The organism is Pseudoalteromonas sp. NJ631 (assembly GCF_000276645.1).
Classification (GTDB): domain Bacteria; phylum Pseudomonadota; class Gammaproteobacteria; order Enterobacterales; family Alteromonadaceae; genus Pseudoalteromonas; species Pseudoalteromonas piscicida.
Window position 1 is genome coordinate 1 of record NZ_AKXJ01000026.1, and the last position, 11,955, is coordinate 11,955.

Annotated in this window: 13 protein-coding genes and 1 pseudogene; 8 read left to right on the forward strand and 6 right to left on the reverse strand. The window is 42.1% G+C overall.

Going from position 1 to position 11,955, the window contains the following annotated elements:
* The 3 genes and pseudogenes from A587_RS25320 to A587_RS0123455 all read left to right on the forward strand — a co-directional run.
* A pseudogene (locus tag A587_RS25320) lies at positions 1–72 on the forward strand (GNAT family N-acetyltransferase); the annotation flags it as partial.
* A 50-nt stretch (positions 73–122) separates the two neighbouring features.
* Positions 123–299 (forward strand): YbaK/EbsC family protein, encoded by a 177-nt coding sequence (locus A587_RS24345; protein WP_232288109.1) that lies wholly within the window; start codon positions 123–125, stop codon positions 297–299.
* A 332-nt stretch (positions 300–631) separates the two neighbouring features.
* Positions 632–1,396, forward strand: a complete 765-nt coding sequence (locus A587_RS0123455) for a class II glutamine amidotransferase (RefSeq protein WP_010605063.1) — start codon at positions 632–634, stop codon at positions 1,394–1,396.
* A gap of 64 nt (positions 1,397–1,460) precedes the next feature.
* Here the strand turns inward: A587_RS0123455 and A587_RS0123460 are convergent, their stop codons facing one another.
* From A587_RS0123460 to purM, 3 genes are read right to left on the reverse strand one after another with little or no spacing between them, the layout of a single operon-like run.
* Entirely contained in the window at positions 1,461–2,156 is a 696-nt protein-coding gene (locus A587_RS0123460) for a DUF3108 domain-containing protein (protein WP_017219540.1), read from the reverse strand.
* A gap of 13 nt (positions 2,157–2,169) precedes the next feature.
* Positions 2,170–2,820 (reverse strand): phosphoribosylglycinamide formyltransferase, encoded by a 651-nt coding sequence (gene purN / locus A587_RS0123465; protein ID WP_017219541.1) that lies wholly within the window; start codon positions 2,818–2,820, stop codon positions 2,170–2,172.
* Positions 2,820–3,872, reverse strand: coding sequence for a phosphoribosylformylglycinamidine cyclo-ligase (gene purM / locus A587_RS0123470; RefSeq protein WP_017219542.1), 1,053 nt, complete (start codon positions 3,870–3,872; stop codon positions 2,820–2,822). The genes purN and purM overlap by 1 nt, the downstream gene beginning before the upstream one ends.
* Positions 3,873–4,258: 386 nt before the next feature.
* Between purM and A587_RS0123475 the strand changes: the two genes are divergently transcribed.
* Both A587_RS0123475 and A587_RS0123480 read left to right on the forward strand, forming a co-directional pair.
* Positions 4,259–4,501: a YdcH family protein gene (locus A587_RS0123475; RefSeq protein ID WP_010373888.1), complete on the forward strand. Its 243-nt coding sequence runs from the start codon at positions 4,259–4,261 to the stop codon at positions 4,499–4,501.
* Positions 4,502–4,753: 252 nt separating this feature from the next.
* Entirely contained in the window at positions 4,754–6,256 is a 1,503-nt protein-coding gene (locus tag A587_RS0123480) for a putative bifunctional diguanylate cyclase/phosphodiesterase (RefSeq protein ID WP_232288107.1), read from the forward strand.
* A gap of 61 nt (positions 6,257–6,317) precedes the next feature.
* Here A587_RS0123480 and A587_RS0123485 read toward each other — a convergent pair whose 3' ends face one another.
* Positions 6,318–7,289, reverse strand: a complete 972-nt coding sequence (locus A587_RS0123485) for a LysR substrate-binding domain-containing protein (protein ID WP_017219544.1) — start codon at positions 7,287–7,289, stop codon at positions 6,318–6,320.
* Positions 7,290–7,444: 155 nt separating this feature from the next.
* Between A587_RS0123485 and A587_RS0123490 the strand changes: the two genes are divergently transcribed.
* Positions 7,445–8,425 carry a zinc-binding dehydrogenase gene (locus A587_RS0123490; RefSeq protein WP_232288108.1) on the forward strand — a complete coding sequence of 327 codons (981 nt, stop codon included), beginning with the start codon at positions 7,445–7,447 and terminating at the stop codon, positions 8,423–8,425.
* Positions 8,426–8,747: 322 nt separating this feature from the next.
* The gene (locus A587_RS0123495; RefSeq protein ID WP_010373895.1) at positions 8,748–9,335 is read left to right on the forward strand and encodes an MlaC/ttg2D family ABC transporter substrate-binding protein; all 588 of its coding nucleotides are present in this window, start codon (positions 8,748–8,750) and stop codon (positions 9,333–9,335) included.
* A gap of 78 nt (positions 9,336–9,413) precedes the next feature.
* On the opposite strand, the gene A587_RS0123500 is transcribed toward A587_RS0123495, so the two are convergent.
* On the reverse strand, positions 9,414–10,394 hold the full coding sequence (locus A587_RS0123500; protein WP_017219546.1) for a 2-hydroxyacid dehydrogenase: 981 nt from the start codon (positions 10,392–10,394) through the stop codon (positions 9,414–9,416).
* Positions 10,360–10,875: a glutathione peroxidase gene (locus tag A587_RS0123505; protein WP_010373899.1), complete on the reverse strand. Its 516-nt coding sequence runs from the start codon at positions 10,873–10,875 to the stop codon at positions 10,360–10,362. The genes A587_RS0123500 and A587_RS0123505 overlap by 35 nt, the downstream gene beginning before the upstream one ends.
* A 128-nt stretch (positions 10,876–11,003) precedes the next feature.
* Between A587_RS0123505 and A587_RS0123510 the strand changes: the two genes are divergently transcribed.
* Complete coding sequence (locus A587_RS0123510) at positions 11,004–11,891, forward strand: NAD(P)-dependent oxidoreductase (protein WP_017219547.1); 888 nt, start codon at positions 11,004–11,006, stop codon at positions 11,889–11,891.
* The last annotated feature ends 64 nt before the right edge of the window (positions 11,892–11,955 follow it).

Sequence of the window (11,955 nt, forward strand, 5' to 3'; positions counted from 1 at the left end):
TCGAGCGTCGCGACCAAAACACACTCAGAAGAACAAAAATCAAACAGCAAAGGTCTACAGGCCCTGATGTAAAGCTCGAAAAAGCGAACGCAAACTTTGTACGGGAAAAAACCGGTTTTGCCATTGGCGGTGTGCCTCCTGTGGCGCACACTGACTCTGTGTTGACGATAATTGATAAAGATTTAAAGCAATACGATCGTATTTGGGCTTCTGCAGGCACGCCCAACTCGGTTTTTGAGTTAAAAGCGCATGATCTAGATACGCTTACGGGTGGCACTTGGTTAGATATTGCGAAGTAATCCTCAGTTCGTAATCGACCTTGTGTCTATGTGATCCATCTATCAGTCAACTTGGGGTGGTCATTAAGGTTTTCAACCAATAAAGTGCTTTCTAGATGAGAACAGCCCGATAGTCATTCAAAATAATCGTATTAATACCGCTCTCAAGGTAGTTGAATTTAAAAAAGTAAAGACACAGAGATACATGATAAACTTACCGCCAATAATTCAGTAGTATGACTATCTAAGATAATCGAGCTACTAGTCATAAGTGTGACCAAACGTGTGACCTTTTGATATTTGTGATTTGTATTTTAATCATAACTTTATGATATTTAGGGTTTAAGTGATTTATGTGTGAGCTTTTGGGGATGTCGGCGAACGTACCGACGGATATTTGTTTTAGCTTTTCTGGTTTGTTGGAGCGCGGTGGCAATACGGGTCCTCATAAAGATGGCTGGGGTATCACCTTTTACGAGGGGAAAGGATGTAGAACCTTTAAAGATCCAGAGCCTAGCTGTCAGTCTGAAATTGCTAAATTAGTCAAAGCATATCCGATTAAAAGCGTGTCCGTAATAAGTCATATTCGACAGGGAAATAGGGGACGAACTTGTCTTGAAAATACCCATCCATTCACTCGAGAATTATGGGGTCGGGAGATCACGTACGCCCATAATGGCCAGCTTTCGGACTATAAAGACTTAAAAACTGATTTCTACCGACCAGTTGGGAATACAGACAGTGAACTTGCTTTTTGTTGGATTTTGGACAAAGTACGAGAAAAATACCCAAGTCGTCCGTCAAACATGGTCTCAGTTTTCAGGTATATCGCAAAGCTAGCGCACACATTGAGAGACAAAGGGGTATTCAACATGTTGATAACCGATGGTATTTATGTGTTGGCGTATTGCACCAATAATCTACATTGGATAACCCGTAGAGCCCCATTTGGTAAGGCTACCTTAATTGATGCGGATATGGTGGTGGATTTTCAAAAGGAAACCACACCAGATGATGTTGTCACTGTTATTGCAACTCGACCGCTGACCAACGATGAACAGTGGCAGAAACTTGAGCCCGGCGAGTTTGCTTTATTCAAATTAGGTGAGAAGGTGTAGTTCTGAGTTTTTGTAAGCAAAGGCGGCTTAGTTGAGCCGCCTTGATGAATCAACGATGTTGCTATCAAATCTCTGATTTGGGTTGGTAGGTTTTAAGCTCTATCTGAAACTGCTCCATACCATCTTTACCTTTGTACATTTTAACCAGCATATGATCATAACTTGGTGCAAACCAAGCAATGGCTTGACGATCGCTATCATCATAAACGCGTTTAACTTTGATGGTTTTGACGTTGCCAAAAGGTAGAGTGATCATTTCCTCGCCAGCCACCTCAAAATCATAGCTTCGCTGGTCGCCTTTTTTGTCTATGATAGGATAGCTAAACTTGGTCTTTCCCGCCTTTAAATCCTCTCGCAGCTGTACTTGATAACTAATTAAATCTTGCTGATTCTCAAGCCACTTCACTTTCAGTGGATACTTTTCTTCACTGGAGGTAATTGCTTGGTTTTGATGATCAAATTTAATTTTGTAGCTTTTATCTGGACCAGTCCCTTCACGGGTCATACTGTAATGTAGTGGGCTGACGGTATGTTCAGCGACTTTAAACAATGATTCTTCAGTTCTTACGTCTGAAAAAATCATCCATTCGATATCGCTTTTGTAACGTACAGCGTATGTTGCATCGGCTATTTTTGTGAGGTCTCGCGTGGCACTACCATGAACCTTACCTTTGCGTGAAACTTGGTATTCGGCGTGATATTCAGTGAGAGAGTTCGCAAATGTCGAAGTGGAAAGTAGAGCGCTAATACCAATTAGCACAGCGCTCCATTTTTTATTTTTCTGGGTACGGCGCACCTTGAACTGGTAAGGTTTTGTTATCAAAAACAGCATAGTCTGCTTCCATTGTTAGTCTTTGTTCGCTGAACCATTTGACCACCAAAGGATAAAGAATGTGTTCTTGCTTATGCACACGTTGCGCCAGTGACTCTGCCGTATCATCTGGAAGAACAGCGACCTTGGCCTGACAGACCACAGGACCACCATCTAACTCTTCTGTGACAAAGTGAACGCTAGCACCATGTTCTGCATCGTTTGCATCGATTGCTCTTTGGTGGGTGTTCAGCCCTTGATACTTAGGCAACAAAGAAGGATGAATGTTCAACATTTTTCCTCTAAATTTTTGCACCAAGTTTGGAGTTAGAATACGCATAAATCCAGCTAATACAACCAAATCTGGTGTAAAGCTATCAATTAGTTGACCAAGCGCAACGTCATACTCTTCACGAGATGCGTATTGCTTATGGTCTAAAACAGAAGTCGCTATACCAGCCTCTTGCGCTCTGGTTAGGCCGTATGCGTCCGCTTTATTACTAACAACGGCTGCAATTTCACCTTGAATATAGCCAGATTTGCAAGCATCAATGATTGCTTGCAAATTTGAACCACTACCAGAGATCAGAACAACAAGGCGAGTGGGTGCCATTACTCGGCACCACCTAAGATCTCAACTTGCTCTTCACCAGCCTGAGCGTCTTGAATTTCACCGATGTGCCAAGCGTTTTCGCCTTGTGCTTTTAGGATTTCAAGGCTTTGCTCAAGCTTGTCAGCAGGAACAACTAAGATCATGCCAACACCACAGTTGAATGTGCGGTACATCTCGTGAGTTGCAATGTTACCGTTCTCTTGTAACCAGTTGAAGATTGCAGGCCATTGCCAGCTATCACCTTTGATTACCGCTTTTGCTGACTCAGGTAGCACGCGAGGGATGTTTTCCCAGAAGCCACCGCCAGTGATGTGAGAAAGTGCGTGAACATCAACTTCTTTTAAAAGCGCTAAGATTTGCTTTACGTAGATACGAGTTGGTTCTAGCAGGTGTTCGCCTAGAGTTTTGCCTTCGAACTCTGCGTTAGTATCTGCGCCAGATACTTCTAGTACTTTACGAATTAGAGAGTAGCCGTTTGAGTGCGGACCGCTTGAACCCAATGCAATTAGCTGATCGCCAGCCGCAACTTTAGTTCCATCAATGATTTTAGACTTTTCTACCACACCAGTACAAAAGCCGGCCATATCGTAGTCATCGCCTTCGTACATGCCTGGCATTTCAGCCGTTTCACCACCAATAAGCGCACAACCAGATAGTTCACAGCCTTTACCAATACCAGATACTACGTCCGCCGCAACATCAACGTCTAACTTGCCTGTAGCATAGTAGTCCAAGAAAAATAGGGGTTCAGCGCCTTGGACAATAAGATCGTTAACACACATAGCAACTAGGTCAATACCTACTGTGTCGTGCTTTTTTAAATCGATAGCTAAGCGTAGCTTAGTACCAACACCGTCAGTGCCAGCAACCAAAACAGGCTCTTTATATCCAGTTGGAAGTTCGCATAGTGCACCAAAACCACCAATGCCACCCATTACTTCTGGGCGACGAGTTTTTTTCACTACGCCTTTAATTCTTTCGACCAATGCGTTGCCCGCATCGATGTCAACGCCAGCGTCTTTATAACTAAGAGACTGTTTTTGTTCGCTCACAGGTTTTCCTCAAAAGTTGCTAGATAGATTTGCTTAGAAACGCCGACATTTTACAACAATTGCATCTAGGCGGCTAGCGACTTTGCGAGAAACCCTAAGAATGTGGTCAAAGGTCCTCGATTTTGTATCTCGAACAGTATAAAGAAACGACAAAAACTCTGATTGTTTATAACTGAATGTGATTTGCGTTAGATCAATACTCAAGGAAGGTAGCAGCGTACTATGGATACAGACCCAATCAGACAGTAACTTCAAAAAATGTATTCGAAATCACTGTCACTAACGGCGCATTGATTGGGTCTACCCTAAACTCAAATGCATTTTCAGCCTTAATCTGAGGTTTGTACCCAAACTCAGATTACCTAGCTAATTATGGGAATAAAACGATGAATATTGAACGCCACAGCCTAGCTAAAGAACTGCCAGAGTTTAAAGACAGAATTCATGAATTAAAACTGTCTGATGGACATTTCTCAAAACTCTTTAAAGATTACCATGAAGTAGACAATGAAGTTATTCGAATTGAAGACGGTGTAGAGCACTCAAGTGATGAGTATCTTGAATCACTGAAGAAAAAGAGACTGTGGTTAAAAGATCAACTTTACCGAATTCTAAAAAGTGCAGACTAACTGTTAATCAAGGCCAATCGGTTAATGTGAGCGGGCTGTCAAGTCCGCTACTATATTCCCCGCCAATTGTTGAATAATTTAGCCTGTCCCGAGCAAGGGCATATTTATAATCTATACTCTAACCATTGTATTCCATCCACGACGATTCCTTTGATTGCACTTATATTAGTATTAGCTGGCAGCTTTATCATGGGATTAGCTTTTTCTCCGGCCTTTAAAATATGTCGATTAACCTCGTCGGTCGGGTGGCGAGTGTTGTTAATTCTTATGGCTCTGTTTGAACTCGGATACTTGAGCTTTGCCTACTTCCTGTACGATCACAATAGCGCTAGTTTTATTGAGCAAGGCTTGAGTTTAATCCTGTTTCTTGGCTCCATTTTTGTTTTTGTGGTGAATTGTTTAAGTCTAACTAGCCTGCAAGAATTAAATGAAATTGCAACGCAGGCCAAATATAACGCTGAACATGACTTTTTAACGGATTTGGAGAATCGTCAGCGCTGCATTGATGCCATTAATGAACGTAAACATCAGCAGCTCGACTTTAGTGTTATCTTGGTTGATTTGAATAATTTTAAACAGATCAATGATGCAAAAGGGCACTTCTTTGGTGATAAATTGCTGGTGGAACTTGCCTACAAAATGCGCGCAGCACTGCTTCCTCGTAGCAAGTTATATCGCATGGGCGGCGATGAATTTATCATCCTGATGGACGTGACAGACGTAAATTGTATTTACTCTCAAAATAATGCACTGCTGAGCGAATTAAAGTCAGGTATAGAAATTGAAGAGTTGCAGCTGGACGTGACGTATAGTGCAGGAGCAAGCTTATGGACTAAATCGCGCCAACTTGATGTGTTTGACCTTTTGAAGCAAGCCGATATTGCCATGTATTCGGCCAAACATAGCCGTCAAAGCATCGTCATCTTCGATGAAGAGCTCCATGAGGGAATTGAGGCTGAATTCCAACTGTTGGCTAACCTTAAAGTTGCGCTCGCTCGAGGTGAACTGACGCTCTATTATCAACCTATAGTGTGTTCTCAAAGCGGTGATATTCATGGAGTAGAAGCGCTATTAAGGTGGCCTCAGTCCGACGGCACAATGATAATGCCAGATCAGTTTATTGAGTTAGCGGAGCGCAATAATTTGATCAGGCAATTGAGTGCGTTTGTGATTAACCGTGTATTCCAAGACCTCGCAATATTGATTGAAATAGATGACAAGTTGGTTGTGCATATCAATCTTTCCTGCCAAGATTTTGCTGAACAGAATCTAATTAATACCCTTGCCATGCTACTGGATACTCATCGAGTAGACCCAACTCATATAGTATTTGAGCTTACAGAAAGCACCGTAATGGAAGAAGTGGAAAAAGCGAGAAGCTTAATTGAAACATTAATAGATATGGGATTTGCAGTGAGTATTGATGATTTTGGGACTGGTTTTTCTTCATTTTCAATACTAAAAGAATTACCAATTTCACAGATCAAAATAGACGGCTCGTTTGTAAGACTAAGTCATGAAAGTGAAAAAGATCAAGCCATAGTAGAAACCAGTATGTTTTTAGCGCGTAAATTGAACTGCAGTATTGTTGCCGAGGGTGTTGAAAGCGATGCCTGCTTGCAGTATTTATATAGCTTAGACTGTCCTTATATTCAGGGCTTTCAGATATGTGAACCTCTCTCGCTAAGCGAATGCGTAAAGTGGATTAATTCCCAGAATATGGTGAGAGGTGCAATGAAAAGGTTAGACGGTTGAGGTCAATAATCCTTTTCTGCTAAAAGCTTGATACCCAGATATACGAATAAATTGCTGTCGACTAGAAAGTTAACATGGGTTTAGGTGGGATAAAGCCGTACATTTGTTCAAACCCTGGGATCTCAGTTTCCCATATTGGGGTCTCTTCACCGATATATGCCCTGAATGCATCTAAAAAGAGCCTTGTTCTAACAGGCAAATCGCGGTGGGGGTAGAGCGCATACATAGCAGCAAAATCGACCAGTTTTGTGTTAGTTAAAATCGGTTGTAATTTGCCTTCAGTAATTTCTTTACCGACTAGAAAGGCTGGTGCAACAATATAACAAGTACCAGATAGCACACTTTCCATCAATGTATCTCCGTCGTTGGTTCTGAAGATACTCCTTACAGGCATTTGCTGTTCGATGCCTTGCTCGTCTTGATAGGTGATACTGGTAAACCTTAATGCATCACTGGCGTAGGTTGCTGCAGGTAATTCGCTGAGTTCCTCAAGCGAATTTGGCGTGCCATGGGTTTTTAAGAACGTTGGGCTTGCTAATATGAGTAATCGATTGCGTGCAATTCTGCGGGCGATAAGCGATGAATCTTTAGGCTCGCCGACACGAAAAGCTAAATCAAAACCTTCACCCACTAAGTCCACGAGCCTGTCTTCAAGCCTAAGCTCAACCTCAACATGAGGAAAACGTTTTTGAAAGTCATTGATAACAGGTTGTACATAGCGTCGACCTACCACTGTAGAGCTGGCAATTTTAAGCAAACCTTTAGGCTCGGTGTGATAATTCTGTGCGATGCGCTGAGTGTCGTTTAGTAGCAGCCTTAGCTCTTCTGCTTTTTTTACCATTTCGGAACCTGCAGAGGTGAGCGAGAAGGAACGAGTTGTACGATTCATTAATCTTACACCGAGTTCTTCTTCCAGCTTGGTCATCTGCTTAGAAATGACAGAACGATCGATATTTCTCAGTTGTGCGGCACTGGCAAAGGAACCACGTTCCACAACGTCTAAAAAGATTAATAATCTGCTGCTAATATCCATAATGCGAGAAAGTTCACTAAGACTGATGCCATTGTGACACTAAACAATTGGAATTGCGAGGAGCATATTTACACTAATAAAGTTGTGGCAAAATGCTAACAATGGTTTAATGAATTTAGTCTCACTACTTTATTTTTAACATAACGCAAAGGCATATGATGAAAGCAGTCCGATTCAATCACACAAATGGACTTACCTTCGAGCAGGGAGAAATTAATTTACCTGAGGCAACCGATGATCAAGTCTTGGTCAAAGTTGAATACGTTGGTTTAAGCTTTATCGATACCAAAGTGGCCAATTGTCCCTGTGAAGAAACACCGAATAGAGTGTTTGGTGTTGACGCTGTGGGTGTTGTGGAAAAAGCATGTAAAACGGGATTCCCAGAGCCTGGTACACGGGTTTTTTGGCATGGTGACATTCGAGAGCAAGGCACGATGAGTGAATTTGCCTTGGTGCCAAGTCACGCACTTACTGTACTACCAGAAAATGTTGATGGAAAGTTGGCTGCCGCTTCAATTGCACCGGCAATGTGTGCATTAATAGGGCTATTCAAGCTGCAATTAAATGCAGGGGATACGATCTTAATCGAGTCGGCTCATCACCCTGTTGGTCAAATGGCAATACAATTTGCGAAACAGGTGGGGCTTGGGGTGGCGGCATGTTCCGAGTCCAAATATAAAAAGCTGCTTGAAAAGCTTGGTGCAGATCTCGTGTATACCCAGTCTGACTTTGCCGGCTTAGCCGATGCCCTGCAGCTTCATTTTGGTGCAGCAGAGGTGCAAGGCGCACTAGATTTAACAGGTACACATACCCAACAATTGATTTCGCATTTGATATTTTGTGGTCGAGTAAGTTGCTTAGCGGGATTACCTGCTATTGAGCAACACGTCTTAATGAAGAAAGCGCCAAACATAGGCATCGTTTCTTTGTGCGGCAGTTGGCTTTCCAATAGTGTTTGTGCGCAGCAAAGAATGGCATTTATTGGCAATACCCTGGCTGAAAAGCTTGAAAAAAATGAAATTACTTTGCAGCAACTTGAATCTATCTCACCACAGCATGATGTGTTAATTGAAACGCTGAAAAAGCTAGAAAGCAACGATAACATCACGTTTTTTGCGGCAGATATGAAACTGTAGTCCCCATCAGCAACGATAATTTATCCCCTTTACGCAACAATACTGAGCTTGGCTACATTCGCTAGGCTCAGCGTCCAAATAAATTGATACAATTTCTGACATTTTTCATCGTTTGAACACCGTATACTTCCCTGCAGGCCTCGCCATGAAGGGAATACGCCTTTCCTTTACGACTTCGTAAAGAGTCATTGTCATCGTAAGGCGAAATTTTACATTGCGTTAATTGATGTCAGAGGGGCATCAATTTGGTGCGAATTGATATGTTTATTTGCACTCGTCAAATTGGATAGACTAGTGTCATCAGTTTAATAAGGATTAAACAATGAAAAAGTTACTTGTTATTTTCAGTTTTCTCATCTTCTCAGGTGTCGCGTTTGCGAATGACACACCTTATGAATTAATTAACCAAGTTGGCGATAAGCTATTTGCTGATATAAAAACGGTTAATCAAGATGGCAAGGCAACTGAAACTCAGATGAAGGGCATAGTACGTAGTCGCTTGATGCCACACATCGATGTGAAGTTTGTATCTTTTAAATTGCTTGGTAAACATATTAAAGGGCTAAAAAGAGACGAAGCCATCGAGTTTATTGGTGCGGTTGATAACTATCTTGTATCTACCTACGCTAATGCACTTTTACAGTACAAAGGCCAAGACGTATTGTTTGAAGAGTTACCGGTTTCTGATGGTGCTGATTTTGCGACGGTTAAGGTGGTAATAAGAGAGCAGTCAAAACCAGATATAGACATGCATTTTAAGTTTCGTCAAAGCAAAGATGGAGACTGGAAGGTATATGATATGGTTGCTGAAGGTATTTCTTTATTGAGTGCTAAGCAAAAAGAGATCACGATGAGAATTTCAGAAGTAGGTTTAGCTCAGGTTACGGCTGAATTGAAGAGTAAAGCATAAATCAAATTACTTCCCCCGACTTTGAAGTAACCAAAAGAGCACATCATGATTGATATGCTCTTTTTTTTGGTTCTGAAATCAGACTACTTGGTTTATCAACGGCTTTTCCAGTCTTGCTGCGGCGAGGTTTTCACAGGTTATTGTTGCAATTTGTTTTAGCGCTTCTTTGGTAAAGAAGCCTTGATGCCCTGTAACTAGTACATTGGGAAAGCTAACCAAACGCGAGAAAACATCGTCTTGAATTATCTCTTCACTGTGGTTTTTAAAAAATAGCTCTGACTCTTGCTCATACACGTCTAAGCCGAGGTAACCGAGGCGTTTGGACTTGAGCGCGGCGATACAGGCTTTGCTATCTAACAGGGCACCCCTACTGGTGTTAATAAGCATCACACCCGCTTTCATTTTGGCAAACGCAGCATCATCAATAATATGATGGGTATATTCATTAAGCGGACAGTGCAGGCTAATAATATCCGATTGTGCTAGTAAGATATCTAGAGAGACCAAAGTATAGGGGCCTTCTCCAATGTTTGGGTCATAAACCAGCACATTGGCACCAAAGCCGTTTAAGATACTGACTAAGGCTTGGCCAATTTTGCCACAGCCGATGATACCAACCGTTTTATTATAAATATTAAAACCGAGTAAGCCGTTGAGATCAAAATTATCTTCTCGAACTCGATTGTAGGCCTTATGTGTCTTGCGGCTGAGCGTTAGCATCAACGCGATACAGTGCTCTGCAACCGCTTCTGGGCTGTAGGCTGGAACACGGACAACCTTTATGTCACGCTGTTTTGCCTGTTGAATATCAATGTTATTGAAACCTGCGCAGCGTAAGGCGATGGTTTTAACGCCATAGTCAGCCAGTTTATCAATCACTTGTGCATTTACAGTGTCATTTACAAATACACAAACCGCGTCATAGTGCTGGCACAGCGAAACCGTTTTTTCATTGAGTGACTCACTAATAAAACTTATTTCAAGTTCAGAATAGGAATTTACGGCTTGCTCAAAAAACGGCACTTCATAGTTTTGCGAACTGAATAGGGCGATTCTCATGATTAATGTGGCTCTCTATCACTGACTTAAGCGTTTCTGGTTTTGTTCTTGGGGCATATCTTGATACTAGCATGCCTTCAGAGTTTATTAGAAACTTGGTAAAATTCCATTTAATTGCGCGGTTTTGCGCGATACCACGGGTATGAGATTTTAAATAGCTAAATAATGGGTGTGCATCAGGTCCGTTGACTTGTGTTTTAGTACAGATCTTAAAGCTTAAATTGAAATGTGTATTGTAAAACTCTTTAAGCATTTCATCTTCAAGTGGCTCATTGCGACCGAACTGGTTACAAGGAAAGGCCAATACCTCAAATCCAAAAGGTTTGTATTTGCTGTATAGCTTTTCAAGTGCAGACAGTTGCGGAGCAAAGCTACATTTGCTCGCAATGTTAACGATCAATAGCGGTCTTCCCGCCAGAGACTGTAATGGCAAAACTTGGCCATCAATAAGTTGTGCACTAAAACGATAAATATTCTCCATCCTTTCAGGCTCCGTGTGATTTATTCATGTTATTCGGTATCAAAGCGGTTTTTTCATTTGCTATGACAGAGGTGCTCGGGTATAAAAACTCCATTCTTATTAAGATAACAACGAAATAGGACAGAAATATGTCAGTGAAAGTCGCATTTATAGGATTAGGCGTCATGGGGTATCCAATGGCTGGGCATTTGCAAAAAGCGGGTTACCAAGTCACGGTATACAATCGTACCACCAGCAAAGCCGAAAAATGGGCCGCTGAGTATGCTGGCAACTTTGCAGTGACACCTAAAGACGCAGCGACTGACTGTGATTTTGTATTTATGTGTGTTGGCAATGATGATGATTTACGCTCAGTCGTATATGGCGAAAGAGGTGTATTAGCGGGAGTAAAGCCGGGAGCTGTGATAGTTGACCATACCACAACATCTGCAAAAGTTGCCCGTGAAATAGCGCAAGAAGCCAAGAAATTACAAGCTGAATTCTTAGATGCCCCGGTATCAGGAGGTCAAGCTGGTGCAGAAAATGGCGTGTTGACGGTGATGGTTGGAGGAGACGAAAGTACGTTTGTTAAAGCGCAGCCAATCATGGCCGCTTTTGCGCGTTTTAGCCAATTAATTGGAGAAGTGGGTGCAGGGCAGCTGTGTAAAATGGTTAATCAGATTTGTATCGCTGGCGTGGTGCAGGGGCTCGCAGAAGGCTTGCACTTTGCTAAAAAAGCGGGTCTTGATGGTGAAAAAGTGATTGAAACGATTGCTAAGGGAGCTGCTGGCTCTTGGCAAATGGAAAATCGTTATAAAACCATGTTAGCAGGCGAATATGACTTTGGTTTTGCAGTCGATTGGATGAGAAAAGATTTAGGCATTGCACTAGACGAATCAAGAAGTAACGGCGCTAATTTGGCGCTTACAGCTTTAGTGGATCAATATTATGCGGATGTTCAAGCGCTTGGCGGCAACCGTTTTGATACCTCAAGTCTACTGGCTAGGCTTGACGCTATCCACGACAAAAACAAATAACCTTTCGTTTCTAGGGCCTGTTGACCTTTGCTGTTTGATTTTTGTTCTTCTGAGTGTGTTTTGG

Excerpts from the sequence above, each read along its gene's own strand:
- A587_RS0123500 (WP_017219546.1), bottom strand. The coding sequence starts at position 10,394 with ATGAGAATCGCCCTATTCAGTTCGCAAAACTATGAAGTGCCGTTTTTT.
- A587_RS0123505 (WP_010373899.1), bottom strand. The coding sequence starts at position 10,875 with ATGGAGAATATTTATCGTTTTAGTGCACAACTTATTGATGGCCAAGTT.
- A587_RS0123490 (WP_232288108.1), top strand. The coding sequence starts at position 7,445 with ATGATGAAAGCAGTCCGATTCAATCACACAAATGGACTTACCTTCGAG.
- purN (WP_017219541.1), bottom strand. The coding sequence starts at position 2,820 with ATGGCACCCACTCGCCTTGTTGTTCTGATCTCTGGTAGTGGTTCAAAT.
- A587_RS0123485 (WP_017219544.1), bottom strand. The coding sequence starts at position 7,289 with ATGGATATTAGCAGCAGATTATTAATCTTTTTAGACGTTGTGGAACGT.
- A587_RS0123495 (WP_010373895.1), top strand. The coding sequence starts at position 8,748 with ATGAAAAAGTTACTTGTTATTTTCAGTTTTCTCATCTTCTCAGGTGTC.
- A587_RS0123455 (WP_010605063.1), top strand. The coding sequence starts at position 632 with ATGTGTGAGCTTTTGGGGATGTCGGCGAACGTACCGACGGATATTTGT.
- A587_RS0123510 (WP_017219547.1), top strand. The coding sequence starts at position 11,004 with ATGTCAGTGAAAGTCGCATTTATAGGATTAGGCGTCATGGGGTATCCA.
- A587_RS0123475 (WP_010373888.1), top strand. The coding sequence starts at position 4,259 with ATGAATATTGAACGCCACAGCCTAGCTAAAGAACTGCCAGAGTTTAAA.